The 24,091-nt window shown below is 63.6% G+C and carries 26 protein-coding genes; 12 read left to right on the top strand and 14 right to left on the bottom strand.

The genetic code is table 11. From position 1 onward, the window contains the following. Positions 1-78 precede the first annotated feature (78 nt). Both NMG46_RS19260 and NMG46_RS19255 read left to right on the top strand, forming a co-directional pair. Entirely contained in the window at positions 79-540 is a 462-nt protein-coding gene (locus NMG46_RS19260; protein ID WP_254819183.1) for a MaoC family dehydratase, read from the top strand. Next, positions 537-1,007, top strand: a complete 471-nt coding sequence (locus NMG46_RS19255) for a MaoC family dehydratase (RefSeq protein ID WP_254819182.1) — start codon at positions 537-539, stop codon at positions 1,005-1,007. The genes NMG46_RS19260 and NMG46_RS19255 overlap by 4 nt, the downstream gene beginning before the upstream one ends. Before the next feature lie 43 nt (positions 1,008-1,050). Here NMG46_RS19255 and NMG46_RS19250 read toward each other — a convergent pair whose 3' ends face one another. The 4 genes from NMG46_RS19250 to petA form a co-directional block, all read right to left on the bottom strand. Continuing rightward, positions 1,051-1,596, bottom strand: coding sequence for an adenine phosphoribosyltransferase (locus tag NMG46_RS19250; protein ID WP_254819181.1), 546 nt, complete (start codon positions 1,594-1,596; stop codon positions 1,051-1,053). 214 nt (positions 1,597-1,810) lie between these two features. Further along, positions 1,811-2,683, bottom strand: a complete 873-nt coding sequence (locus NMG46_RS19245) for a cytochrome c1 (protein WP_254819180.1) — start codon at positions 2,681-2,683, stop codon at positions 1,811-1,813. Between the two features lie 89 nt (positions 2,684-2,772). Then, entirely contained in the window at positions 2,773-4,074 is a 1,302-nt protein-coding gene (locus NMG46_RS19240; protein WP_254819179.1) for a cytochrome b N-terminal domain-containing protein, read from the bottom strand. A 16-nt stretch (positions 4,075-4,090) separates the two neighbouring features. Continuing rightward, the gene (gene petA, locus NMG46_RS19235) at positions 4,091-4,651 is read right to left on the bottom strand and encodes a ubiquinol-cytochrome c reductase iron-sulfur subunit (RefSeq protein WP_352477980.1); all 561 of its coding nucleotides are present in this window, start codon (positions 4,649-4,651) and stop codon (positions 4,091-4,093) included. A gap of 280 nt (positions 4,652-4,931) precedes the next feature. On the opposite strand from petA, the gene NMG46_RS19230 reads away from it, so the two are divergent. Then, the gene (locus NMG46_RS19230; RefSeq protein ID WP_254819178.1) at positions 4,932-5,288 is read left to right on the top strand and encodes a cupin domain-containing protein; all 357 of its coding nucleotides are present in this window, start codon (positions 4,932-4,934) and stop codon (positions 5,286-5,288) included. 27 nt (positions 5,289-5,315) lie between these two features. Here NMG46_RS19230 and NMG46_RS19225 read toward each other — a convergent pair whose 3' ends face one another. From NMG46_RS19225 to NMG46_RS19210, 4 genes are read right to left on the bottom strand one after another with little or no spacing between them, the layout of a single operon-like run. Beyond that, positions 5,316-5,630 (bottom strand): DUF6665 family protein, encoded by a 315-nt coding sequence (locus NMG46_RS19225; RefSeq protein ID WP_254819177.1) that lies wholly within the window; start codon positions 5,628-5,630, stop codon positions 5,316-5,318. Between the two features lie 22 nt (positions 5,631-5,652). Then, positions 5,653-7,536, bottom strand: a complete 1,884-nt coding sequence (locus NMG46_RS19220; protein ID WP_254819176.1) for an ABC transporter ATP-binding protein — start codon at positions 7,534-7,536, stop codon at positions 5,653-5,655. After that, positions 7,533-9,422: an ABC transporter ATP-binding protein gene (locus NMG46_RS19215; protein ID WP_254819175.1), complete on the bottom strand. Its 1,890-nt coding sequence runs from the start codon at positions 9,420-9,422 to the stop codon at positions 7,533-7,535. Before NMG46_RS19215 ends, NMG46_RS19220 begins: the two co-directional genes overlap by 4 nt. Positions 9,423-9,444: 22 nt before the next feature. Continuing rightward, positions 9,445-9,987 carry a hypothetical protein gene (locus tag NMG46_RS19210; protein ID WP_254819174.1) on the bottom strand — a complete coding sequence of 181 codons (543 nt, stop codon included), beginning with the start codon at positions 9,985-9,987 and terminating at the stop codon, positions 9,445-9,447. 271 nt (positions 9,988-10,258) lie between these two features. Between NMG46_RS19210 and NMG46_RS19205 the strand changes: the two genes are divergently transcribed. Together NMG46_RS19205 and soxR are read left to right on the top strand one after the other, a co-directional pair. Continuing rightward, positions 10,259-10,717, top strand: coding sequence for a tRNA (cytidine(34)-2'-O)-methyltransferase (locus tag NMG46_RS19205; protein WP_254819173.1), 459 nt, complete (start codon positions 10,259-10,261; stop codon positions 10,715-10,717). 170 nt (positions 10,718-10,887) lie between these two features. Further along, positions 10,888-11,334: a redox-sensitive transcriptional activator SoxR gene (gene soxR, locus NMG46_RS19200; protein ID WP_254819172.1), complete on the top strand. Its 447-nt coding sequence runs from the start codon at positions 10,888-10,890 to the stop codon at positions 11,332-11,334. On the opposite strand, the gene NMG46_RS19195 is transcribed toward soxR, so the two are convergent. Then, a complete protein-coding gene (locus tag NMG46_RS19195; protein WP_254819171.1) occupies positions 11,331-11,588 on the bottom strand; it encodes a hypothetical protein in 258 nt (85 codons plus the stop codon). The genes soxR and NMG46_RS19195 overlap by 4 nt on opposite strands. Positions 11,589-11,693: 105 nt before the next feature. Here NMG46_RS19195 and hemF point away from each other — a divergent pair, with 105 nt between their 5' ends. The 3 genes from hemF to NMG46_RS19180 all read left to right on the top strand — a co-directional run bounded on the left by hemF (position 11,694) and on the right by NMG46_RS19180 (position 13,592). Further along, entirely contained in the window at positions 11,694-12,608 is a 915-nt protein-coding gene (gene hemF, locus NMG46_RS19190; RefSeq protein WP_254819170.1) for an oxygen-dependent coproporphyrinogen oxidase, read from the top strand. Between the two features lie 257 nt (positions 12,609-12,865). Further along, positions 12,866-13,126, top strand: a complete 261-nt coding sequence (locus NMG46_RS19185; protein WP_254819169.1) for a DUF1344 domain-containing protein — start codon at positions 12,866-12,868, stop codon at positions 13,124-13,126. 280 nt (positions 13,127-13,406) lie between these two features. Continuing rightward, a complete protein-coding gene (locus tag NMG46_RS19180; protein ID WP_023679490.1) occupies positions 13,407-13,592 on the top strand; it encodes a DUF1059 domain-containing protein in 186 nt (61 codons plus the stop codon). Positions 13,593-13,595: 3 nt separating this feature from the next. Here NMG46_RS19180 and NMG46_RS19175 read toward each other — a convergent pair whose 3' ends face one another. Genes NMG46_RS19175 through NMG46_RS19165 form a run of 3 tightly spaced genes read right to left on the bottom strand, consistent with a single transcriptional unit; the run spans position 13,596 to position 16,136 of the window. Next, complete coding sequence (locus tag NMG46_RS19175) at positions 13,596-14,864, bottom strand: CCA tRNA nucleotidyltransferase (protein WP_254819168.1); 1,269 nt, start codon at positions 14,862-14,864, stop codon at positions 13,596-13,598. Next, positions 14,861-15,493 (bottom strand): CoA pyrophosphatase, encoded by a 633-nt coding sequence (locus NMG46_RS19170; protein WP_254819167.1) that lies wholly within the window; start codon positions 15,491-15,493, stop codon positions 14,861-14,863. The genes NMG46_RS19175 and NMG46_RS19170 overlap by 4 nt, the downstream gene beginning before the upstream one ends. Positions 15,494-15,506: 13 nt before the next feature. Next, positions 15,507-16,136, bottom strand: a complete 630-nt coding sequence (locus tag NMG46_RS19165) for a DUF1285 domain-containing protein (protein ID WP_254819272.1) — start codon at positions 16,134-16,136, stop codon at positions 15,507-15,509. A 146-nt stretch (positions 16,137-16,282) separates the two neighbouring features. On the opposite strand from NMG46_RS19165, the gene NMG46_RS19160 reads away from it, so the two are divergent. From NMG46_RS19160 to NMG46_RS19145, 4 genes are read left to right on the top strand one after another with little or no spacing between them, the layout of a single operon-like run. Beyond that, a complete protein-coding gene (locus NMG46_RS19160; protein ID WP_254819166.1) occupies positions 16,283-17,287 on the top strand; it encodes a MoxR family ATPase in 1,005 nt (334 codons plus the stop codon). Next, positions 17,287-18,201 carry a DUF58 domain-containing protein gene (locus tag NMG46_RS19155; RefSeq protein ID WP_254819165.1) on the top strand — a complete coding sequence of 305 codons (915 nt, stop codon included), beginning with the start codon at positions 17,287-17,289 and terminating at the stop codon, positions 18,199-18,201. Before NMG46_RS19160 ends, NMG46_RS19155 begins: the two co-directional genes overlap by 1 nt. Beyond that, the gene (locus NMG46_RS19150; RefSeq protein ID WP_254819164.1) at positions 18,198-21,020 is read left to right on the top strand and encodes a DUF4159 domain-containing protein; all 2,823 of its coding nucleotides are present in this window, start codon (positions 18,198-18,200) and stop codon (positions 21,018-21,020) included. The genes NMG46_RS19155 and NMG46_RS19150 overlap by 4 nt, the downstream gene beginning before the upstream one ends. A gap of 3 nt (positions 21,021-21,023) precedes the next feature. Then, the gene (locus NMG46_RS19145) at positions 21,024-23,111 is read left to right on the top strand and encodes a hypothetical protein (protein WP_254819163.1); all 2,088 of its coding nucleotides are present in this window, start codon (positions 21,024-21,026) and stop codon (positions 23,109-23,111) included. A 173-nt stretch (positions 23,112-23,284) separates the two neighbouring features. On the opposite strand, the gene clpS is transcribed toward NMG46_RS19145, so the two are convergent. Beyond that, entirely contained in the window at positions 23,285-23,590 is a 306-nt protein-coding gene (gene clpS, locus NMG46_RS19140) for an ATP-dependent Clp protease adapter ClpS (RefSeq protein ID WP_023679498.1), read from the bottom strand. A gap of 258 nt (positions 23,591-23,848) precedes the next feature. Continuing rightward, complete coding sequence (locus NMG46_RS19135; RefSeq protein ID WP_254819162.1) at positions 23,849-24,064, bottom strand: hypothetical protein; 216 nt, start codon at positions 24,062-24,064, stop codon at positions 23,849-23,851. Positions 24,065-24,091: the final 27 nt, after the last annotated feature.

The following is a 24,091-nucleotide window of genomic DNA, read 5'->3' as shown; positions in this document are numbered from 1 at the left end:
CTTGACCAAATGCCGCCCTGCCTGCATCCGGGAGCCGACCCGCAGCGATTGTACAATCCTGAACAGGATTTCCAGACCATGACCACAAAGACCTGGGCTTATGAGGATTTTGTCGAGGGCGCTTCGCTCGACCTCGGCACCAAGCTGGTAAGCGCCGCTGAAATCATAGAATTCGCCGACGAGTTCGATGCCCAGCCGATGCATCTCGACGAGGCCGCGGGCAAGGCCAGCATCCTCGGCGGGCTGGCGGCTTCTGGCTGGCACACCTGCGCCATGTTCATGCGCATGCTGTGCGATGCCTTCCTGCTCGACTCGACCTCCCAGGGCGCGCCAGGCGTCGACCAGGTCAAATGGAAACGGCCGGTCCTGGCCGGTGACCTGTTGAGCGGCAGCACCACCGTCCTTGCCAAGCGACTGTCCAGATCGAAGCCCCACCTTGGCCTGGTGACCATGCGCAGCGAGTTGTTCAACCAGCGCGGCGAAGGTGTTTTCGAGCTCGAAAACACCGTCATGTTCCTCACCCGCGAGGGCAGTGCGTGAGCCTCGACGAATTCTTCTGCATCGGTATCACCGTCACGCTCGGTTCACATCGATTCGAACCGGAGGCGATCAAGGCGTTCGCCCGCAAATACGACCCGCAGATATTCCATATCGACGAAGAGGCGGCGAGGAACAGCATATTCGGCGGGCTCTGCGCCTCGGGCTGGCACACCGCCGCCACCTGGATGAAATTGAACCTCCAGGCTGGCATGGAGGCAGAGGTCGCCCGCTGGCCCGGCCCCGGGCCGGTGCCGGAATTCGGTCCCTCGCCCGGCTTCAAGAACCTAAAATGGCCCAAACCTGTCTATGCCGGGGAAACCGTGACTTTCACCCGCACCGCGCTGGCCCATCGCCCCGTCGCCTCGCGACCGGGCTGGCGGCTGCTGACGCTCCGCTCAGAGGCCTTCGATTCGACCGGCGACAAGGTCATCGAATTCGAAAGTGCCGTGCTGGTGAAGGTGGAGTGAGCGGAGTTCTTCCCCTCTCCCACAGGAAAGAAGGAAAAAACGCTCAATGCCCCTCAAACCCGATCAGCGTCCTCACCGGTACGCCGAGCGCCTCTAACCTCTCTCGGCCGCCAAGGTCCGGCAGGTCGATGACGAAGCAGGCGGCGAGGATATCGGCGCCGATCTGCCGCAATAGCTTGACGGCCGCCTCGGCCGTGCCGCCGGTGGCGATCAAATCATCGACGAGGATTACTTTCTCGCCTGGAGAAACGCCGTCCTTGTGCATCTCCATCTCGTCCAGCCCGTATTCCAGGCTGTAGGCGACCCGCACCGTCTCGTAAGGCAGCTTGCCTTTCTTACGGATCGGCACGAAGCCGGCCGAGAGCTGGTGGGCGATGGCGCCGCCGAGGATGAAGCCGCGCGCCTCGATGCCGGCGATCTTGTCGATCTTCAGGCCGGCATAGGGATGCACCAGTTCGTCGATGGCGCGGCGGAAGGCCCGCGCATTGCCGAGCAGCGTGGTGATGTCGCGAAACAGGATGCCCGGCTTGGGATAATCCGGAATGGTGCGGATCGCGGCAAGCAGCGTCTCTTCGAGCGAGGATTTCATCGAGCGGCTCTCCGGGCTATTCAGATTCGGCTGAAGGCGTGAAAGGAATGGGCCAATCGTAACCCGGCGCCGCCAAGTCCGGCTACCGCCATGTGATGCCTGACGGAAAATTGTCCGGCAAAGGGCCTTGCTCAGCGTCGGCTGCGATCAATCGACATGCCTGCAATGAAAAGGGCGCCTTTCGACGCCCTCGCATTCTCGTATATCGCAGGGCTCAGTGCGCCACGCCGGCCCACACCTTGCGCTTGGTCAGGTAGACCAGCGCACCGAACAGCAGCAGGAAGACCAGCACGCGAAAGCCGGTCTTCTTGCGGTCCTCGAGGTGCGGCTCGGCCGCCCACATCAGGAACGCCGACACGTCGCGCGAGTACTGGTCGACCGTCTGCGGCGCGCCGTCATCATAGGTAACCTGGCCGTCGGAGAGCGGCTTCGGCATCTTCAGCGACACGCCGGACAGGAAGTACGGATTGTAGTGCGTGCCTTCCGGTATGACCATGCCTGCCGGCGGCTGCTGGTCGTAGCCGGTCAGCAGCGAGTGGATGTAGTCGGGGCCGCCCTGCGCATATTGCGTAAAGATGTCGAACACGAAGCGCGGGAAGCCGCGCTCGACCCCGCGCGCCTTGGCCAGCAGCGACATGTCGGGCGGTGCTGCGCCGCCATTTGCCGCCGCTGCCGCTTCGACATTGGGGAATGGCGCCGGGAAATGGTCGGACGGCTTGCCGGGACGGTCGAACATGTCGCCGGCATCGTTCGGGCCGTCATGGATCGTATATTCGGCGGCCAGCGTCTTGATCTGCGCATCCGAATAGCCAAGGCCTTCCAGCGTACGGAACGCCACCAAATTCATCGAATGGCAGGCCGAGCAGACTTCCTTGTAGACCTTCAGTCCGCGCTGCAGCTGGGCCTTATCGTAGGTGCCGAATGGCCCGGCGAAGCTCCAGTCCATTTCCTTCGGCTCGTGTATCGGGAAATGCGTCGGCGCCGCCTCATTGTGCGCCTCTTCCTGGGCGCTGGCTCCAGTGCTTGCGGCACCCATGCCCGCGGCCACAAGGCCAAGCAGCGCCAGCGAGGAGAGAACCTTTTTCATGCCAATTCCCCTTGAGATTCTCTGACGCGCTGTCATCGTCTCGAGCATGACCTTGTCCGAGTACCGGTTTCCACTTTTCGGGATCATGCTCAGCCCTTGGTCTCCGGCGCGGTCGTGGCACCGGCAGGATGTCCGCCGCCGCCCTTGTTCTTCTCGAGCACCGCCTCGGTGATCGAATTCGGCAGCCGTCGCGGCTTTTCGATCAGCCCGAGCACCGGCAGCGCTACCAGGAAGAAGGCGAAGTAGAACAGCGTCGCCATCTGCGCCATGAATACATAGCTGCCCTCGGCCGGCTGCGAGCCCAGCCAGCCGAGCAGGATGGCGTCGGCCACGAACAGCCAGAAGAACAGCTTGTACCAGGGCCGGTAGACTGCCGAGCGCACCTTCGAGGTGTCGAGCCACGGCACCAGGAACAGCATGACAATCGCGCCGAACATGCAGAGCACGCCCCCGAGCTTGGAGTTGATGGGCCCGATATTGAAGGTGATGGCGCGCAGGATCGCGTAGAACGGCAGGAAATACCATTCCGGCACGATGTGGGCAGGCGTCTTCAGCGGGTTGGCCACGGTGTAATTGTCGGGATGGCCGAGATAATTCGGCAGGTAGAACACGAAATAGGCGAAGACGAACAGGAACACGATCATGCCGAACCCGTCCTTTATGGTCGCGTAAGGCGTGAAGGCGAGCGTGTCGGTCTTCGATTTGACCTCGATGCCGGTCGGATTGTTCTGGCCGACGACATGAAGCGCCCAGATGTGCAGCACGACGACGCCGGCAATCATGAACGGCAAAAGGTAGTGCAGCGCAAAGAAGCGGTTCAGCGTCGGATTGTCGACCGCGAAGCCGCCGAGGAGAAGCTGCTGGATCCAGTCGCCGACCAGCGGAATGGCGGTGAAGAAGCCGGTGATGACGGTGGCGCCCCAGAAGCTCATCTGGCCCCAGGGCAGCACATAGCCCATGAACCCGGTCGCCATCATCAGCAGGTAGATGATGCAGCCGAGGATCCACAGCAGCTCACGCGGCGCCTTGTAGGAGCCGTAGTAGAGGCCACGGAAAATATGGATGTAGACGGCGACGAAGAAGAACGACGCGCCGTTGGAATGGAGATAGCGCAGCAGCCAGCCCGAATTCACGTCGCGCATGATCTTCTCGACCGAATCGAAGGCGAGAGTGCTGTCGGCTGCATAGTGCATGGCCAGCACGATACCGGTCAGGATCTGCGCCGCCAGCATAAGCGCAAGGATGCCGCCGAAGGTCCAGGCATAGTTCAGGTTGCGCGGCACCGGATAGGCGATGAAGCTGTCATAGACCAGCCGCGGCAGCGGCATGCGCGAATCGAACCAGCGTCCGATGCCGGACTTGGGCGTATAGGTCGAGTGTCCCTCGCTCATGGAAATATCCCCTGCCTCAGCCGATACGGATCTTGGTGTCAGAAACGAATTGGAACACCGGTACCGCCATGTTCTCCGGCGCCGGCCCCTTCCGGATGCGGCCGGCGGTATCGTATACGGAACCGTGGCATGGGCAGAACCAGCCGCCGAAATCGCCTTCCTGGCCGAGCGGGATGCAGCCGAGATGGGTGCAGACCTGGACCATCACCATCCAGGCTTCCTTGCCCGGCGTGGTTCGATTGGCGTCGGTCGCCGGCGCGTCGGCCGGCAGGTTGGCATTGCGGGCGATTGGATCCTTGAGCTCGGCGAGATTGACCGCCTCGGCGTCCTTCATCTCTTTTTCGGTGCGGTTGCGCACGACCACCGGCTTGCCGCGCCACTTCACGACGAGCGACATTCCTGGCGTCAGCGACGAAACGTCGACCTCGACCGAGGCAAGCGCCAGCGTCGAGGCATCCGGACGCATCTGGTCGATGAACGGCCAAGCAACGGCGCCCGCGCCGACCACTGCGGCCATGCCGGTGGCGACGTAGAGAAAATCACGACGGTTGGGATCCTGGGTGTCGGTTGCGCTCACGGGTGCCTGATCCTTTCGCCTCTTCCGTGCCGGCGGCCGAGCTTGTTCCCCGCTCAATCGCGCCGGCCCGACAGCGCATGGCGAACAGGCTAGCGAATTCCTCCGGCATTTGGGACTTGGGTTTATGCGTGAAGCCTGTTTTTGTCCAGACGGGCGAAGGCACAAGGGCAGATTGTCGCGGGGGCGTAATTTGCCCAGCGGAACGATTGGAAAACAGCAGCAAAACCAAACGGCTGCGTTCACCTCGACAGCGGACGCTCGCCCGGTTTATCCTCGCCCCATGGCGCATGTCATCGACCGCGACAAATGGGCCAAAGCGCCCGACCAGTTGCCCGACCACTGGCAAGGCGAGTTGCAATGCGGGCCTTACGGTTCCAGCAGTTGCCTGATCTTTAACTACCTGCCGGAGACCGGCGGCGGCCCGAGGCTGCACAGCCATCCCTATTGCGAGATTTTCATCATCCGAACCGGGACCGGTCTGTTCACCGTCGGCGACCGGCAGATCGAGGCCACAGCCGGCCAGATCCTGGTCGTACCGCCGAACACGCCGCACAAATTCACCAATCTCGGGCCAGGCCCGCTGGAAACCACCGACATACACGAGAACGGCAGCTTCATCACCGAGTGGCTGGAATAACGCTTCCCAAACCAGTTCCGGTTCGGATCATCCGCTGGCGCCGAGCCTGGCCAGCACGGCCTTGGGAATGTTGTATTCCCGGATCACCGCGTCGTGCTTGCGCAGGCCGCAGAGTTCGCGCTGGATGAAATACCCGTGCACCGCTTCGGCTGCATCCCTGAGCAGCCGGGCACGGTCGACACTGTCGCAATTCTCGCGCAGCCTCGTCAATGTTTCCTCGACGCGCCGGCCGGCGCGGCCGAGCGCGGCCGCCTTCTCGCCGAGGATTTCATGGCCAAGCAGGTCCAACGCGCTCTCCTGCGCGCCGGACCGTCCGAAATTCGATGGCATTCTCACCGCCATGGTCTGCTCCGGTTTTTAGAAACTACTCCGCCGGCCGGGTCTCGGCCAGCACGCTCTCCTCGTTGAACAGGAAGCCGCCGGACTGCCGCTTCCACAGCCTGGCATAGAGCCCGTGGAGCCCGACCAGCTCGTCATGCGTGCCTTGCTCGACGATGCGGCCCTCGTCGAGCACCACAAGCCGGTCGAGTGCCGCAATGGTCGACAGCCGATGCGCGATGGCGATCACCGTCTTGCCTTCCATCAGCCTTGCCAGATTTTCCTGGATCGCCGCCTCGACGTCGGAATCGAGCGCCGAGGTGGCCTCATCGAGCACCAGGATCGGTGCATCCTTGAGGAAGACGCGGGCGATCGCCACGCGCTGGCGCTGGCCGCCGGAGAGCTTGACGCCGCGCTCGCCGACATAGGCCTCGTAGCCGATGCGATCGCGATTGTCGCGCAGACCGAGGATGAACTCGTGCGCCTCGGCCTTCTTCGCTGCCGCGACCACCTCGGCGTCGGTCGCTTCCGGCATGCCGAGCTTGATGTTGTCGCGCAGCGAGCGGTGGAAAAGTGCCGTATCCTGGCTGACGACGCCGATATTGGCGCGCAGCGAATTCTGCGTGACCCTGGAGACGTCCTGCCCGTCAATTGTGATCTTGCCGCTCTCGAGGTCGTAGAGGCGCAGGATTAGATTGACCAAGGTCGTCTTGCCGGCGCCGGACGGGCCGACCAGGCCGACCTTTTCGCCCGGCCGCACGACAAGGTCGATGCCGTTGAGCACGCCGGACCCCTTGCCGTAGTGGAACTCGACATTGCTGACGTCGATGCGCCCGCCGCCGACGACAAGCTCTTTCGCGTCCGGCGCATCGGTCAGGCCGAGCGGCTGCGAGATCAGCGCCTTGGAGTTTTCCAGCACGCCGAGGTTACGCAAGATGCCGTTGAGCTGCATCATCAGCCGGCCGAGCAGCATGTTCAGCCGCAGCACCAAAGACAGCGTGAAGGCCACGGCGCCGACTGTGATCGAACCCTCGACCCAGAGATAAACGGCGAAGCAGGCGATCGCCGTGATCATGATGCCCGACAGCATCGTCAGCGCCATGCGCACGCCTGTCAGCCGGCGGGTGAACGGGCGCAGCGCGTCGAGATAGATGTCGAAGCCGTTCCTGATGTAGTGGTCGTCGCCATCGGCCGAGAACAGTTTCAGCGTCTGTACGTTCGAATAGGAATCGACAAGGCGGCCGGTGATCATCGAGCCGGCTTCGGCGGTCGCTTCGGCATGTTTGCGGATTGCCGGCAAATAGCGCCTGGCCAGCAAGCCGAAGGCGGTAATCCAGATCACCACCAGCACCGCCAGCCGGAGATCGAGCCCGGCGACCAGCGCCAGCGTCGTCACCGTATAGACGACCATGAACCAGACGACCTCGATGAAGCTTTCCATCAGATCGCCGGTCGCCTGTCCCGCCTGCCAGACCTTGGTCGCGATACGCCCGGCAAAGTCGTTCTGGAAGAAGGCGTAGGATTGGCGCGAGACATGGCGATGCGCCTGCCAGCGCACCAGATTATAGAAACCCGGCGTGATCGTCTGCTCGTCGACCAGCGCCGACAGACCGACGACAATGGTGCGGATGACCAGCACCACCGCGATCATGAAGACAAGCTCCGGGCCGGCGGCAGTCCACAGCGCGTGCCAGCTGCGTTCGCCGGGAAGCTGGTCGAGGATGTCGACCAGCCGCCCGACGAAATAGAACAGTCCGGCTTCGACCAGCGGCGCGATGCCGCCGATCACCAGCATGGCGAAGAAGGCGATCTTCGCCTGCCCGACATAATGCCAGAGGAAACCTCTGACGCCAGCAGGTGGCCGAAGGTCCGCTGGCTCCCGGAATGGATAGACCCAGTTCTCGAACCAGCGGTAGATGGCAGTCATCATTCGGCGGCTTCACCCTTGGCGATTGCATCGTTGGCGGCTGCATCGTTGGAAGAAGGGCCGTCGTCGAGCAGGAATCCGCCCGACTGACGTTGCCAGAGCTGGGCGTAGAGCCCGCCTTTGGCAACGAGTTCCTCATGCGAACCTTCCTCGATGACTCGGCCCTTGTCCATGACCACGAGCCGGTCCATGGCCGCGATCGTCGACAGCCGGTGCGCAATGGCGATGACGGTCTTGCCTTGCATCAGTCTGTAGAGATTCTCCTGGATGGCCGCCTCGGCCTCGGAATCGAGGGCAGAGGTCGCCTCGTCGAGAATGAGGATCGGCGCGTCCTTCAGCATGACACGGGCTATGGCGATGCGTTGCCGCTGGCCGCCGGACAATTTGACGCCGCGATCGCCGACATGCGCGTCGAAACCCTTACGGCCGTTCGAGTCCGACAAGCCGGCAATGAAATCCAGCGCCTCGGCGCGCCGCGCCGCCTCGATCAGCATCTCGTTGCTGGCGTCCGGCCTGCCATAGAGGATGTTCTCGCGTACCGAGCGATGCAGCAGCGAGGTGTCCTGCGTGACCATGCCAATCTGGGCGCGCAGCGAGTCCTGCGTCACTGCCGCAATGTCCTGGCCGTCGATCAGGACCTTGCCGCTTTCGAGGTCGTAGAAGCGCAACAGAAGATTGACCAGCGTCGACTTGCCGGCACCCGAACGACCGACAATGCCGACCTTCTCGCCCGGCTTCACCGTCAGCGACAGGCTTTCGATCACACCCTTCTGCTTGCCGTAGTGGAAGCGGATGTCCTCAAAACGGATCTCGCCCTTGGTCACGGCAATATCCTTGGCGCCAGGCCGGTCTTCGACGAGGCGCGGCAGCGAGATCGAGGCGATGCCGTCCTGCACCGTGCCGATATTCTCGAACAGCGTGGACATCTCCCACATGATCCATTGCGACATGCCCCAGAGCCGCAGCACGAGGCCGATGACCAGGGCGACAGCGCCGATCGTCACGGCTTGGCCGAGCCACAGCCATAGCGAGATCGAGGCGACCGAAAACAACAGCAGCGAATTCAGGACGTAGAGCAGGCCGTAGAGTTGCGTCACCAACCGCATCGATCGGTAAACGGTGTCGAGAAAGCCGGCCATACCGTCCTTGGCGAAGGATGCCTCGCGCCGCGCATGCGAGAACAGCTTGACCGTCTGAATATTGGAGTAGCTGTCGACGACACGGCCGGTCATGGTCGAGCGCGCATTGGCCTGCTCCTCGCCGACCTTGCCCAGTCGCGGGATGAAATAGCGCAACAGCAGGACATAGCCGGCAAGCCAGACGGCAAGCGGCGCAGCCAGCCGCCAGTCTGCCGAGCCGACAATGAACAGCATGCCGAGAAAATAGACGACGATATAATTGAGCACATCGATGAGCTTGATGACGCACTCGCGCACGGCGAGCGCTGTCTGCATCAGCTTGGTCGCGATGCGCCCGGCAAACTCGTCCTGATAGAAGCTCATCGACTGCTTGAGCAGGTACCGATGCACCTGCCAGCGGATACGCATCGGATAATTACCCATCAGCGTCTGCTGGTTGAGCAGCGAATGGAACCAGACCGTTGCCGGCAGCGCGAAAACCACGATGAAGGCCATGCCGGCCAGCTTCAACCCTTCGGTCTGCAGGAACGTCTCGCGATTCTGTCCGGACAGCCAGTCGACGATCCGGCCCATGAAGCCGAACATCCACACCTCGGCAAGGGCGATGGCCGTCACCAGTACCGCATCGAGAGCGATGTAGGGCCATGCGCCGCGCGTGTAATGCACGCAGAAGGCGATCAGTGTCCGCGGCGGCTCGACCGGCTCCTTGGCAGGGAACGGATCGAGCCTTTTTTCAAACCAGCTAAACATAGTGATGCTCACAATTTCCTGCTCACGCGGCACGCGAACGGACGAGGTGCCCAGACCGCATGGCGTCAAGGACCGGCGATACGGTATCGTCCGCCTCGCCGGCCCTGCTTCGCGCTATATAGGTTGTCGCGGGCCTTTCGCCGACAGTCTCGCTTGACGATGCTGACGACGTTTTGACAATCCGGATTTTCGCGCCGGTTTTTGCACCAGGCCGGATCAGCCTGATGATCCGGCGCACCAGCGACGGCCGGCTATAGTCCGGAACGGCGCGCGAGAAATCGACGTCCGGCAGCATGCCGCGATGCGGACGCCGGCGGGTCTCGGCGTGAACCGCCGACGAGTGGGTCTCGCCGATCAAAAGCGCCCAGGTCGCGGTCTTGCGCTCGTGCAGGCTTCTTGAGCCGGGTATTCTACAGGGATCGAACATCGGTCCGTCCTCCACTTGAAGATGCAGATAGAAGGGTGAGCCAACCCAGGCCGCGCGCATGCGCGGTGCGGCAAAGGTGACATCGCTCGAATTGTGTTCAGGCGGGGCGTTCAGCCCCTTCCACAGCTTGAAAAACATCGCAGGATTCCTTCAAAGGCCGAAAAAGGTTTCGGCGGGAATCGGTGCGATTAGAAGTCTAGAAGGTCAGGAGAATCGTCGTACCGAAACCGCCGTCGGGCTGGTAAGCCCACGGGAGAGGTGGTGGATGTGCATGGCCATCATGAATTACCCCTCCATCGGTTCGGGTTGACAATGCTGGCCGTATAACCGACTTCGCAGAAAATGACCACCCGCCAGTCCAGGAATTTCCAAAACCGCGAGAGCTCTGTGGCTGATCTGAGACGCGGAAATGAACGACCGTCTCCGCATCGCGCTCTACCAGCCTGATATCGCCGGCAACACCGGGACAATCCTGCGCTTCGCCGCTTGCCTTGGTCTCGGCGTCGACATCATCGAACCGGCGGGCTTCCCGCTCGGTGACCGGGCGCTGAAACGAGCCGGCATGGACTACCTCGAAATGGCGGCGCTCACCCGGCATGTCGACTGGCATGCCTTCGAGGACTGGCGCAAGCTTGCCAAGCGGCGGCTGGTGCTGCTGTCGACCAAAGCAGCTGCCATCTACACGGATTTCGCCTTTGCCGGCGACGACATTCTCCTGTTCGGCCGCGAATCCGCAGGCGTGCCGGATGCCGTCCACGAGGCGGCGGATGCGCGCCTGACCATCCCGATGCAGCCCGGAGCGCGCAGCATCAACGTCGCGCTTTCCGCTGCGATGGTGGCGGGCGAGGCGATCCGGCAGCTTCGCTAGGACGTGAACGCGATCGCCGGCCGCAGCGACCAAGGCACCGTCCTCACGCAACACTGCGTCCTCTCCGGTCATTCTCATCCAGACGCCCATCGCCTTCTCCTGCCGTTTGCATCTTCGGGGCTTCTTCGCTACAAGCTCAACTTAACTTGAGGTCAAGCGGAAAATCGGAGATGACTGCGGCAACGGAATTGACGGTCGGCCAGGTCGCGACGCGCAGTGGCGTGGCGGTGTCGGCGCTGCATTTCTACGAAGCGCGCGGGCTGATCCGCAGCCACCGCACATCAGGCAACCAGCGGCGTTACGGCCGCGACGTGCTGCGACGTGTGGCGATCATCAAGGTAGCGCAGGAGGTCGGCATTTCGCTGGCCGAGATCGGCACAGCCCTTCGATCATTGCCTGAAGGCCGGACGCCGACCCGCGAGGATTGGAACCTGCTTTCGACGACTTGGCGCGACGAGCTCGATCAGAAGATTAGTCAGCTCAAGAAGCTGCGCGACGGGTTGACCGACTGTATCGGCTGCGGCTGCATGTCGATCGACAAATGTCCGCTGCGGAATAAAGGCGACCGGCTGAGCATCCGAGGGCCCGGCGCGAGGCGCTTGCTGATCGAGCGTTAATCCGCCGCCGGCAGCCGCCTGATCGTGAATTCGATGACGTCGCCCGGCCGCTCGAACCAGCTCTCGATCTCGGTCCAATAGGCCTGCTTGGGAAAGCGCTCGAACCATTCCTTCGCCTTGAGACGAGCGTCGGAACGCGGCAGCACGAAGGTCTCGCGCAGGAAACCGTCGCGCGGTATGCGCGCGTTCTCGGCGCGTGAACGGTCGAGCCTCTTCTTCAGGCCATCCAGCGGCGGTCTTGCCGGGGTGCGCACGAAAGAACTCCATTCACACTTGACCCTTGCACCTAAGAGATTAGGGATCGCGGCCGGAAAAGACGAGTCATTTGTCGGGGTACGCCCCGCAACCGGAGACAGGATTTGCAACGACCCGAGATACCGGCGGGGCTGCCAGCCGACATCGAACAGAAGAAGACGAAGGCACGGCTGTGGTTCGAGACGTTGCGCGAGCGCATCTGCGCCAGCTTCGAGCAGATAGAGCAGGACCTGCGGGGGCCGCAGGCCAGCTGGTCGCCCGGTCGCTTCGAAAAGACGCCGTGGCAACGCGATGCCGGCAAGGGCGGCGGCGGCATCATGTCGATGATGCACGGCCGCGTCTTCGAGAAGGTTGGCGTCCACACCTCCACCGTCCATGGCGAGTTCTCGCCCGAATTAAGGAAGCAGATGCCGGGCGCCGAAGAGGACCCGTCCTTCTGGGCAAGCGGCATTTCGCTGATCGCCCATCCGTGGAACCCCAACGTGCCGGCCGTGCATATGAACACGCGCATGGTCGTCACCTCACGCCAGTGGTTCGGCGGCGGCGCCGACCTGACACCGGTGCTCGACCGCCGCCGCAGCCAGGACGACCCCGACACGATCGCCTTCCACAGAGCGATGCAATTTGCCTGCGAGAAGAACGCGGCGATCGCCGACTACGTGAAATTCAAAGCCTGGTGCGACGAGTACTTCTACCTGCCGCACCGCGACGAGCCACGCGGTACCGGCGGTATCTTCTTCGACTGGCTGCATTCGGATGAGGACAAAGGCGGCTGGGACGCCGATTTCAACTTCGTCCAGGACGTCGGGCGATCTTTTCTCGTCGTCTACGGACATCTCGTGCGCGCCAACTTCAATGACAACTGGACCGATGGCGACCGTGACGAGCAGCTCATCCGCCGCGGCCGTTATGTCGAATTCAACTTGCTTCACGATCGCGGCACCATCTTTGGGCTGAAGACCGGCGGCAATGTCGCCTCGATCCTGTCCAGCCTGCCGCCAGAAGCGAAATGGCCGTAAAATCTCGGTGAGCACGAGGTGAGCCGCAATCGGGTCCAAATCCCCGGAATTTGACGGCAAATGTGGCGCAAGGCGCGCCAGAAAATATCTTTTTCGTCTAATATACCATTGTAAAGATTGGGCTATTTGTCGCGTCGGGCCGGGAAACGCCGGCGGTTCGTTACTCCCGAGAGCCGCGACCCGACGTGACCGGACGGCCCATGATTGAATGGGGCACCTTTCCCAAGCGGTGCCCGCATTTTCCAGGAGAGCATGCCATGCGCAAGCTTATTATGACCGCAGCCGCCGCTGCCGTTCTCGCCTCTGGTACTGCCGCATTCGCTGCGGCCAAGCACACCACCGGCACGATCAAAAGCTTTGATGGAACGGCGATGAGCCTAGTTCTGGATAACGGAGCCACCTTTACGTTGCCCCAGACCTTCAAGGATCCTGGCCTGAAGGTCGGCGAAAAGGTCCGCGTCACGTGGGATATGAGCGGCAAGGATAAAATTGCCGAGGCAGTCAAGATCGTGAAGTGATGTCCTGCCCGCTGGAGCGAGACGAGGTCTTACTCATGGGTAGCGTAAGAGGGCGGAGCAGCGATGCTCCGCCTTTTCGCAACCCGATCACTAGAGGATCGCGTGTCGGCTTGGACGCACGGCACTCTAACGCAACCAAAACGGTTCGATCGTGTTATGCTAACCTGCCCAGCGTGTAGCCCGGATACCGGACGCGGTTTCCGGATCGCGCAATCAAAGGTCTGGAGCTTCCGTGTCAGTGCCCTGCGCGGTGCTCCAAGGAGGAGATGAGGAGAAGCCGATGAAGGAATTCCATTGCGGGTCGCTCGTACCCGGCTGCGAGTGGCACACACGCGCGGAGGAGGAGGCTGAGGTCATGCGCCGTGCCGTCGAGCATCTGCGCGAGACGCATGGCGAGACCGTGATCCGCGAGACGATGATCGAGGCGATCCGCTCGCGCATCGAAAAGGTCCGCGACGCAGCGTGACGGTCAGGATTCGAGTGCCTCTGCGGCGCGCTTGAGCAGCGCGCCGCGATCGAGCGCAAAACCGGACTCGACCCATTCCTTTTCAAGGTTCTTCAACGTTGCACCAAGCTTTGGCCCCGGTGACGCGCCAAGTGTCGTCAGATCGGCGCCCTTGAGCGGAAAAACAGGGTTTTGCCATTTTTCGGCGAAGCCAAGCAGGCGCGAGAAGCCACCGGCTTCGAGCAGTGCGTCATTGTCTTCGACCGCGCGGGCTCGAGCGGAAGCAAGCAACAGCCGCAACCGATCGACAAAGCCTTGGCGGTCGCCAAAATAAAGCCTTTTTGCCAACTCTCCTTCGGTCGTTTTCGGATCGACGGCAGCCGTGATCGCCCAATTCCGCAGGCGGCTTGCCTCGCTCACGGAAAGCCTCAATCTCTCGGCAAGCGTTTTCATGCGCGCGGCATCCGGCGGCATGACGGCTTCCAGCCTGAGCAGCGGGTCCGGCGCCCAGGCCAGGTCCTTCTCGGTCTTGGTCAGCCCGTGGATGGCATCGATGCCCCATTTCTCGCTTTCCGGCAAAACGGCGGTCAGAATGCCGGCTTGGCGCATCCACAGCAGCGCCCGCGACGGATCCGGCGCCGACAGCAATTTCTTCAATTCCCACCAGACGCGCTCGACCGAGAGCTGGTCGAGCCCCTGCTTCAGCCGGGCGCAAGCCTTTAACCCTTCGGCATCCGGCCTGCCGTCGCCATACCAGGCGAAGAAACGGAAGAAACGCAGGATGCGCAGATAATCCTCGCGGATACGCGCTTCCGGATCGCCGATGAAGCGCAGCCGCCGCGCCTCGATATCGGCGATACCGCCGACGAGATCGACGACCGTTCCATCGGCTTCCGCATAGAGTGCATTGATGGTGAAATCGCGCCGCTCGGCGTCGGCTTTCCAGTCGCGGCCGAACGACACTTTGGCGCGGCGGCCGTCGGTTTCGATATCGGCACGCAGCGTGGTGACCTCATAGGCCTTGCCCTGGGCGACCGCGGTGACCGTGCCATGCTCGATGCCGGTCGGCACCGTCTTGAAGCCCGCCGCCTCGGCACGCCGGATGGTTTCCTCGGGCACCGTCGTGGTGGCGATATCGATGTCGGCGACCGGCTGGCCGATGAGCGCGTTGCGCACCGCACCGCCGGCGACACGCGCCTCCTCGCCGCCGTCGGTGAGCGCGGCGAGCAGGCGCTGCAAGTGGCTTTCGCCGAGCCAGCCGGCCTTGCCAGCAATCGACACAGGATTGCTCACGAATAGAGCCTTTCATAGAGCGTTCGGATGATGCCCGCAGTGACGCCCCAGATGCGCTGGCCGCCATAGGGCATCTCGTAAAAGAACCATTCGAGGTCGTTCCACATGCGACTGTCTCTGGTGTGGTTGGCGGGGTCCATCAGAAAACCCAGCGGCACCTCGAAGACAGCATCGACTTCGTCGGAATTCAGCGTCAGGCTGAAACCGGGCCGCACAATCCCGAGCACAGGGGCGATGCGATAGCCGCTGCCGGAAACGTAGTCCGGCAGACGGCCGATGATCTCGATGTAATCCCTATCGAGACCGATCTCCTCGAATGTCTCGCGCAACGCCGCCGCTTCCGGGCTCGCATCGGTTGGATCGACGGTGCCACCGGGAAAAGCAACCTGCCCCGAATGGTTGCGCAGCTTTTCCGCCCGCCTGGTCAAAAGGACCGTGGCTTCATGGCCATGATCGACCACCGGGATCAGAACGGCGGCATCGCGCAGCGCCTTGGCCAGCTTCAGTCTGGGATGGCCCGGATTGAAGCGGTGGTCGCCAAAATCGTCGCCGGCATGCGCCAGCGGCTGCGCCGCGACGCGCTGGCGAAACCCGGCAGCGGAAAACGCCAACGGCGTCACCTGATCCATCATAGGCGGTCCATCATGCGCTCAGCCGTTTCAGTTTCTCAGCCGGCATGATTGGATAGACCTCGCCTTTGGAACGGACGGCAAACATCGTCTTGCCACCGATGTCGATCTCTTCGCCGTGCTCGACCAGCTCGTACATCACCGGCCGTGTCACCAGCGCCTCCAGCCGCCCGCGCACCAGCACATAGGGCTTCAGGCCACCTGTCTCGTCCTCATCGACGAAGCGCAGCGGGTGTCCCGCCCCAGCCTCGACCACGTCGCCGACATTGGTGCGAAAGGTGATGATTTGTCCGTCGCCCGCGCCAGACACGTCCATCTCGACGGCAATGAAGGGCGCGTCGGCGACGCGGATGCCAACCTTTTCCACCGGCGTCACCAAGTAGGTCCTGCCGTCCTCGTCCTTACGCAGCACCGAGGAAAAAAGCTGCACCAGCGGCATCCGGCCGATCGGCGTTCCCAGATAGAACCAGGTGCCGTCCTGCTTGATTTCCAGGTCGAGATCGCCGCAAAACGCCGGATTCCAGCGTTCCACCGGCGCCGGCCCCTTGCCGGCGCGTGTCGCGCGCGAGACTAGCGCTTGCAGCCCGCGCGCCTCGGTCGCGGCCGTCAGGCTCTCTTCACGATTGTCTGCGGCTTCCGTCATGGTCACGAAATAGTCACTGTTGTTCCGCTTGTCAGCCTAAGTCTGTGATTTAAATTCAAAGACAGGCGCCCTGCGAGGCCGAATCGCGGCATTCTGCGGCACCCACTGTGCCAAGCGGTATTTCCAACCAGAAGGATCGATGCTGCATGAGCGTGATGATCAAGGAAAGCCCGATCAGCGAAAAGGACATGGTGGCGCAGGCCGAGAAAGCGCTGGCCGACATTTCGAGGGTTCGCAACGGCGTCGGCCGGGTCATCTTCGGCCAGGAAAGCGTCGTCGAGCGCACGCTCGTCGCATTGCTGGCCGGCGGCCATGCACTGCTGGTCGGCGTGCCCGGCCTAGCCAAGACCAAGCTGGTCGAAACGCTGGGCATCGTGCTCGGCCTCGATTCGCGCCGCATCCAGTTCACGCCCGACCTGATGCCGTCCGACATTCTCGGCTCAGAGGTGATGGAGCAGGATGAATTCGGCAAGCGTTCGTTCCGCTTCATTTCCGGGCCGATCTTCGCGCAACTGCTGATGGCCGACGAGATCAACCGCGCCTCGCCGCGTACGCAGTCGGCGCTGCTGCAGTCGATGCAGGAATACCACGTCACTATTGCCGGCGTGCGCCACGACTTGCCGTCACCGTTCCATGTTCTGGCGACACAGAACCCGCTGGAGCAGGAAGGCACCTATCCGCTGCCCGAGGCACAGCTCGACCGCTTCCTGATGCAGGTCGACATCCTCTACCCCGAGATCGAGGCGGAGCGCCGCATCCTGCTGGAAACCACCGGTATCGAGGATGCCAAGGCTGAAAACGTGCTGCAGCCGGCGCGGCTGAAGGACATCCAGACGCTCATCCGCCGCATGCCGGTGCCGGAAAGCGTCGTCGAGGCGATCCTCAAGCTGGTGCGCTCTGCGCGTCCCGGCCAGGGCAACGCCGATACCGACAAGCACGTCGCCTGGGGCCCAGGCCCGCGCGCCAGTCAGGCGCTGACGCTGTGCACCCGCGCCCGCGCCCTCTATGACGGCCGGCTGGCGCCGTCGGTCGACGACGTCCGCGCACTGGCCGAGCCGGTGCTGCAGCACCGCATGGCGCTGACCTTCGCCGCCCGCGCCGAGGGCACCACGGTTCGCGACGTCGTGGCGAAGCTCGCGAAAGGGATTTGATGGCGCGCATCGGTGAAGCGCAGGCACCGGCAGCGACGCGCGATGCGCTCGCCAGAGGCCGGTTGCGGGCTTCGTTGGTGCCGGACCTGCTGGTCGAGGCGCGCCGCATCGTCAACACGGTAATTGCCGGCTGGCACGGCCGCCGCAAGCGCGGCATCGGCGAGAACTTCTGGCAGTTCCGGCCCTATGTCGAAGGCGATTCCTCGCGCATTGACTGGCGCCGTTCCGCCCGCGACGACCACACCTATGTCCGCGACCGTGAATGGGAGGCCGCCCACACGGTGTGGCTGTGGGCCGACCCCTCGCCTTCCATGCTCTACAAATCAACCGGAGCCAGCGTTTCCAAGGAATCGCGCGCCCTTGTGCTGACGCTGGCCATGGCCGAGCTTTTGTCGCGCAGCGGCGAGCGCATTGCCTGGCCCGGCCTGACCGACCCGTTCACCGCCCGCAATGGCGCCGAGCGCATCGCGGCGCAACTGATGCACGCCGGCGACCTGCCGGCAAAGCCCGACCTGTCCGGCATTCGCCGCTTCTGCGACATCGTCCTCGTCAGCGATTTCCTCGATCCGGTCGAGGACACGATGGCCTGGCTGGACGTGCTCGCCCGCCACGGCGTGCGCGCACATCTGATCGAGGTCGCCGATCCGGCCGAGGAAAGCTTCCCCTATGCCGGGCGCACCGAATTCACCGATCCTGAGACCGGCGACAAGCTGACCGCCGGCCGTGCCGAAATGCTGGGCGAGGACTATCGCCTGCTTTATGCCGCCCGCCGCCAGGAACTGGCCGCCTGGTGCAAACGGCTTGGCTGGAGCTTTACCGTCAATCATACCGATCGCCTCGCCTCCGAGGCGCTGGTGCGCATCCATATGGCGATGACCGCCGAGGGCAGCTTTGCCGGGAGGGCCCGCGCATGAGTTGGCTGCCGCTCTCCTTCGGGGCGCCGATGGTGCTATGGGGCCTGCTGGCGCTGCCGGTGATCTGGTGGCTTCTGCGGCTCACCCCGCCCAGGCCGCAAACCGAGGTGTTTCCGCCGCTCAGGATTCTCGCCCGCGTGTTGAGGCGCGAAGAAACGCCGCAGCAGAGCCCGTGGTGGCTGACGCTGCTCAGGCTGCTGATGGCCGCGCTTATCGTGGCAGCACTTGCCGAACCCGTCTTCAACCCGCGCGAAAAGCTGCCGGCCGAGGGCGCCGCCCTGGCGCTGGTGATCGACAATGACTGGGCAAGTGCCGCCGACTGGGGCAAGCGGGTCGCCACCGCCGAGCGGCTGATCGCCGATGCCAATTCGAACGGCGTGCCGGTGCTCATCGCTTTCACCGCGGAGAAGCCGAACGCCGAGATCGGTCCCTTCGATGCCGCTGCCGCGCTCGACCGGCTGCGTGCGGCAAAGCCGCGGCCGATCCCGACCGACCGCCCCGCCGTCTACGCCCGCGTCGCTTCAGCCCTGGAGTCGCTGCCGGGCGCCAGCGTCGCGGTGCTCGCCGATGGCTTGGCGGCGCAAGGCGACGAAGCCGCCTTCAACATGCTGTTGTCGAATAATGCGGCACGTGTCGTCTGGGCCGTCTCCGACCGGCTGTCGCTAACCGGCCTGACCGGTGCCGACAACCAGGTCGACGGCTTCGCCCTGACCGCCATCCGCGCACCGGGCGATCCGGCACCTGCACAGGTGACGGCCGGCGCGTTCGACGACAAGGGCCGCCGCATTGCCGACGCGACGCTTACCTTTGCCCCGGGCGGAACCACCGCAACCGGCGCGATGGCGGTGCCGTTCGAACTGCGCAACGACTTCGCCTACATCGCGCTCGATGGCGAGCGCCAGGCCGGTGCCGTCCGCGTGCTCGATGAGAGCTCAAAACGCCGCCGCGTCGGGCTGCTGTCGCAGTCCGAGGCCGATCAGGCGCAACCGCTGCTGTCGCCGCTCTACTACATCCGCCGCGCCCTGCAGCCCTTCGCCGATCTCGTCGAGCCGTCGAGCGTCGATCTCGCCGACGCCATTCCGCAACTGCTCGACCAGAAACCGGCGATGATCGTCATGGCGGATGTCGGCACCATTCCGGAACAGGCGCGGCAGAGGCTGGTCGACTGGGTCGACAAGGGCGGCACGCTGGTGCGTTTTGCCGGTTCGCGGCTGGCCGCTGCCGGCAACGACGACGATCTGCTGCCGGTCCGGCTGCGCACCGGCGAGCGATCGCTTGGCGGCGCGCTGTCATGGACGGCGCCGCAGCCGGTCACCGAATTCCCGAAAACCGGTCCCTTCGCCGACCTCGCGCCGCCGACCGAGGTCACCGTTACCAGGCAGGTGCTGGCCGAGCCGACGCCCGACATTGTCGAGCGCACCTGGGCCACGCTTGCCGACGGTACGCCGCTGGTGACCGGGATGAAGAAGGACAAGGGCACCCTTGTACTGTTCCACGTCACCCCCGAGGCGACGTGGTCCAACCTGCCGATCTCCGGCAGCTTCGTCGAGATGCTGCGGCGCATCGTGCAATTGTCGCGCAACCAGGGCTCGGCGGTGGCCAATGCCGAGGCAGCCGCCACGTCGCTGGCACCCTATCGCATGATCGCTGCCGACGGCACGCTGGTGCCGCCGACGCCGGATGCCAGGCCGTTGGTGCCCGGCGCCGGCCCGCTGCCGGTGACGCTGGAAAACCCGCCCGGCCTTTACGGCTCGGAGACGGGAGTGTTCGCTCACAATCTGCTCGGTGGCGACAGCGCATTCACGCCGCTTGCCCGGCCTGAAATCACGGTGCCGGTCACCACCATCCAGTATGCCTTCGACGAGCAGCGCAACCTCAAAGGTCCGCTTGTCACGGCCGCCCTGGTGCTGATGGTGCTCGACACGCTTGCCGTATTCTGGATGGGCGGCCTGTTGTCGCGCCGGCCGCGCCGTGCCGGCGCTGCGGCGACGGCAGCCGTCCTGCTGATGGCGCTCGGCGCCTTGATTGGCCAAGCGGACGTCGCGCGTGCCGACGACGCCAAACCGGGAGATACGGAGGCGATCGGGGACATTTCAAAGACCCGGATCGCCTACGTGCTGACCGGCGAGCCGGGTGTCGATTCGATCAGCCGCGCCGGGCTCGAAGGGCTGACCCGCTTTCTTATCGAAAAAACCGCGCTCGAACCCGGAGCACCCGCCGGCGTCGACATCTCGAAGGACGAACTGTCCTTCTACCCGCTGATCTACTGGCCGATCGATCCCTCGGCCCCGATGCCGAGCGAGGCCGCCATCGCCCGCATCGACGCCTATATGCAGCAGGGCGGAACGGTCTTGTTCGACACCCGTGACCAGTTCGCCAATGGCATTGGTGCGGATTCGACCAGCCCGGCTACGGAGCGGCTGCGCGACATCCTCGGCAACCTCAACGTGCCACCGCTGGAACCGGTGCCGTCGGACCACGTGCTGACCAAATCCTTCTACATTCTTCCGGAGTTTCCTGGCCGTTTTGCCGGCAGCCCGCTTTGGGTCGAGGCATCGCTCGAAGCCAGCAACACCGAGAACCGCCCGGTGCGCACCGGCGACGGCGTTTCGCCAATCATGATCACCGCGAATGATTTCGCCGGCGCTTGGGCGGTCGACGAGAATGGCGACCCGCTATTGCCGACGGTGCCTTCGGATCCGATGCAGCGCATCTATGCGCTGCGCGCCGGCGTCAACATCATGATGTACATGCTGACCGGCAACTACAAATCCGATCAGGTGCACGTCCCGGTACTGCTCGAACGGCTGGGGCAGTAGACCATGAACTGGTCGCTCTCCTTCGAACCGCTCATCACCTGGCCGCTGCTCGCAGTGGTCCTGGTGCCGCTGCTGCTGCTGGCGCTGGCCGGCCTTTGGTTTCGCCAGCGCGGTGCGATTTTCCGCCTGGCAGCCCTGATTACCCTGGCTGCGGCGCTGCTCAATCCGGTGTTCCTCGACGAAGAGCGCGAGCCGCTGAAAAGCATCGTCGCCGTCGTCGTCGACCGCAGCCAGAGCCAGGATATCGGCGACCGCACCAAGCAGACCGACGCGGCGTTAGCCGGGCTTCAGCAGCGTCTCGGCCGCTTCAAGCAGTTCGACGTCCGTGTCGTCGAAGCCGGCAAGTCCGAAGCCGCCGACGAGCGCACCGAGACGCGGTTGTTTTCCTCGCTCGAAAATGCTTTCCGCGACGTGCCGCCATCGCGCATCGGCGGCGCCATCATGATCACCGATGGCGAGGTGCATGACGCACCGTCCGGCACACCCGACTTCAATGCCCCGCTGCATGCGCTGATTACCGGCAACGAGCATGAAAAGGACCGTCGCATTCGCTTCGAGAATGCGCCGCGCTTCGGCCTCGTCGGCAAGCCGCTCGACATGACCTATCGCGTCATCGCCACCAACAAGGACACCGGCCCGGTCGATGTCCGCGTATCGGTCAATGGCGAGCAGGTATCGGTCGAGCACGCCAACATCGGCCAGGCGATGCCGCTGCAGGTGACTATTCCCAGCGCCGGGCGCAACATTGTCGAACTCGCCATCAACCACGAGCCGGGCGAACTCACCGACACCAACAACCGCGCCATCGCGCTGATCGACGGTATTCGCGAAAATCTGCGCGTACTGCTCGTTTCCGGTGAACCGCATGCGGGCGAGCGCACCTGGCGCAATTTGCTGAAATCCGACGCTTCGGTGGACCTCGTGCACTTCACCATCCTGCGCCCGCCGGAAAAGCAGGACGGCACGCCGATCAACGAATTGTCGCTGATCGCCTTCCCGACGCGCGAGCTGTTCGTCGAGAAGATCAAGGATTTCGACCTGATCATCTTCGACCGCTATCAGCACCGCGACGTACTGCCGATCCTCTATTACGACTATATCTCCGAATATGTCGAAAAGGGCGGCGCGCTGCTGATCGCGGCAGGCCCCGAATATGCCGGCGAAAGCTCGATCGCCCGCACGCCGCTGATGTCGGCGCTGCCGGCAATGCCGACCGGCGAGGTCATCGACAAGGCCTTCTATCCGCGCCTCACCGATACCGGCCAGCGTCATCCGGTAACGCGTGGGCTCGACGGCTCCGCGACCGAGCCGCCGCACTGGAGCCGCTGGTTCCGCACCATCGGGGTCGAGAACCCCGAGGGCGAGGTGGTGATGAAGGGCGCCGACAACCGGCCGCTGCTGCTGCTCGATCGCAAGGGCGAAGGCCGCGTCGGCATGCTTCTGTCCGACCAGGGCTGGCTGTGGGCGCGCGGCTTCGAGGGCGGTGGGCCCCACGTCCAGCTCTACCGGCGCATCGCCCACTGGCTGATGAAGGAGCCCGAACTCGAGGAAGAGCGGCTGACCGCCGACGGCCGCGGCATGGTGCTGGAAATCCGCCGCCAGACGATGAGCGACGACCCCGGCCCGGCGCAAGTCATCACGCCATCCGGCAAGGCACTGATCGTCAGGCTCGAGAAATCCGAACCAGGTGTCTTCCTCGGCAGCGTCGAGACCAGCGAAATCGGTCTCTACCAGGTCGGCAATGGCGACCTGACGGCATTGGCCCATGTCGGGCCGGTCAACGCCCCGGAATTCACCGATGTCGTCTCCACCGAGAACCGGCTGAAACCACCGGCTGAGGCAACCGGCGGCAGCGTTCGCCGGCTGGCGCCGGCCTCGGCACTTGGCAATCTCACCAGCACGGTCACGCTGCCCTCGATCGTTCCAGTCCGCTCCTCGGGAGCGGCTTCCGGCAATGACTGGATCGGCCTGCGCACCACCGACGACAGCATGCTCAAGGCCGTCTCGCGGGTGCCGCTGTTCGGCGGCTTCCTCGGCCTCGGCCTGCTGCTTCTGGCGATGGGATCGATGTGGTACCGCGAAGGGCGGTAGCGGCACCGTCCTTCCTTCTCCCCTTGTGTGGGAGAAGGTGGATTGGCGCGAAGCGCCAAGACGGATGAGGGGTGCCGGAAGAAATGAGGCGTCGGCGTTCCCTGGAACACCCCTCATCCGACCGAGCTTCGCTCGGCCACCTTCTCCCGCAAGGGGAGAAGGGAAAAGGAGCCCTACTCCTCCGGCTCCGTCGTGAACATCAGCGGATAACCCTTGGCCTTGCCGGCATCGGTTGCCCGCGCCGCCTTGGTCTCGGCGACATCCCTGGTGAAGACGGCGACGACGCAGACGCCGCGCCGGTGCGCAGTGATCATTATCCTATGCGCCTGGTCTTCGCTGAGCTTGAACTCGGCCTTCAGCACAGTCACGACGAACTCGCGCGGCGTGAAATCGTCATTGACCAGGATAACCTTGTAGAGCTTCGGCCGTTCGACTTTCGGCTTCGTGCTGGTACGGGGTTTTGTCGTGATTTCAGGCATTGGACCGGCAATTGAGTACGACGGCTTTGCGGTCATTTTGACATGGGCAAAAGCGGTCGTCCATTCAACCGCGCGCGAGCGGCTTCCCGGCGGACGCAGTTTCAAAAATCCGTGCCTATTTGGGAACTGCCGTCTGGCGTTCAACGGGGGGTGTGGGCCGGGACTGCCCCTATTGTCTGCACGCAACAAAAAAGACGACCGCTCCAGGCAAATCGCAACTGGAGCGGTCTTCTTATAGGGTAGAAAGATGTCGCTTGATCAGGCCTTCGGAGCTGCCTTGACCACGTGCTTCTTGTGCTTCTTGACGGTCTTCTTGGCAGCGACCTTCTTCACGGCCTTGGCCGGCGCAGCGGTCGTCGTTGTCGTCGCAGCCGGGGTGGTGGTCGCGGCATTGGCGCTGCTGGCGCCGAGAACCGGCATCGAGACGGCCAGCGCGATGGCAAGACCGAGGGCGGAGAGGAGAGACTTTTTCATGGCTTCACTTCCTTTTTGTGCAGATCG

The organism is Mesorhizobium sp. LMG 17147, assembly GCF_024297145.1.
Lineage (GTDB): Bacteria > Pseudomonadota > Alphaproteobacteria > Rhizobiales > Rhizobiaceae > Mesorhizobium.
Note: the sequence above shows the minus strand (reverse complement) of the source record. Positions and strands in the feature narration are given on the sequence as shown.

Bases quoted from the DNA above. Each gene is read 5' to 3' on its own strand.
- NMG46_RS19260 (WP_254819183.1), top strand. From the start codon at position 79: ATGACCACAAAGACCTGGGCTTATGAGGATTTTGTCGAGGGCGCTTCG.
- NMG46_RS19250 (WP_254819181.1), bottom strand. From the start codon at position 1,596: ATGAAATCCTCGCTCGAAGAGACGCTGCTTGCCGCGATCCGCACCATT.
- NMG46_RS19245 (WP_254819180.1), bottom strand. From the start codon at position 2,683: ATGAAAAAGGTTCTCTCCTCGCTGGCGCTGCTTGGCCTTGTGGCCGCG.
- NMG46_RS19240 (WP_254819179.1), bottom strand. From the start codon at position 4,074: ATGAGCGAGGGACACTCGACCTATACGCCCAAGTCCGGCATCGGACGC.
- NMG46_RS19230 (WP_254819178.1), top strand. From the start codon at position 4,932: ATGGCGCATGTCATCGACCGCGACAAATGGGCCAAAGCGCCCGACCAG.
- NMG46_RS19225 (WP_254819177.1), bottom strand. From the start codon at position 5,630: ATGGCGGTGAGAATGCCATCGAATTTCGGACGGTCCGGCGCGCAGGAG.
- NMG46_RS19220 (WP_254819176.1), bottom strand. From the start codon at position 7,536: ATGATGACTGCCATCTACCGCTGGTTCGAGAACTGGGTCTATCCATTC.
- NMG46_RS19215 (WP_254819175.1), bottom strand. From the start codon at position 9,422: ATGTTTAGCTGGTTTGAAAAAAGGCTCGATCCGTTCCCTGCCAAGGAG.
- NMG46_RS19210 (WP_254819174.1), bottom strand. From the start codon at position 9,987: ATGTTTTTCAAGCTGTGGAAGGGGCTGAACGCCCCGCCTGAACACAAT.
- NMG46_RS19205 (WP_254819173.1), top strand. From the start codon at position 10,259: ATGAACGACCGTCTCCGCATCGCGCTCTACCAGCCTGATATCGCCGGC.
- soxR (WP_254819172.1), top strand. From the start codon at position 10,888: ATGACTGCGGCAACGGAATTGACGGTCGGCCAGGTCGCGACGCGCAGT.
- NMG46_RS19185 (WP_254819169.1), top strand. From the start codon at position 12,866: ATGCGCAAGCTTATTATGACCGCAGCCGCCGCTGCCGTTCTCGCCTCT.
- NMG46_RS19180 (WP_023679490.1), top strand. From the start codon at position 13,407: ATGAAGGAATTCCATTGCGGGTCGCTCGTACCCGGCTGCGAGTGGCAC.
- NMG46_RS19170 (WP_254819167.1), bottom strand. From the start codon at position 15,493: ATGGATCAGGTGACGCCGTTGGCGTTTTCCGCTGCCGGGTTTCGCCAG.
- NMG46_RS19165 (WP_254819272.1), bottom strand. From the start codon at position 16,136: ATGACGGAAGCCGCAGACAATCGTGAAGAGAGCCTGACGGCCGCGACC.
- NMG46_RS19160 (WP_254819166.1), top strand. From the start codon at position 16,283: ATGAGCGTGATGATCAAGGAAAGCCCGATCAGCGAAAAGGACATGGTG.
- NMG46_RS19155 (WP_254819165.1), top strand. From the start codon at position 17,287: ATGGCGCGCATCGGTGAAGCGCAGGCACCGGCAGCGACGCGCGATGCG.
- NMG46_RS19150 (WP_254819164.1), top strand. From the start codon at position 18,198: ATGAGTTGGCTGCCGCTCTCCTTCGGGGCGCCGATGGTGCTATGGGGC.
- NMG46_RS19145 (WP_254819163.1), top strand. From the start codon at position 21,024: ATGAACTGGTCGCTCTCCTTCGAACCGCTCATCACCTGGCCGCTGCTC.
- clpS (WP_023679498.1), bottom strand. From the start codon at position 23,590: ATGCCTGAAATCACGACAAAACCCCGTACCAGCACGAAGCCGAAAGTC.
- NMG46_RS19135 (WP_254819162.1), bottom strand. From the start codon at position 24,064: ATGAAAAAGTCTCTCCTCTCCGCCCTCGGTCTTGCCATCGCGCTGGCC.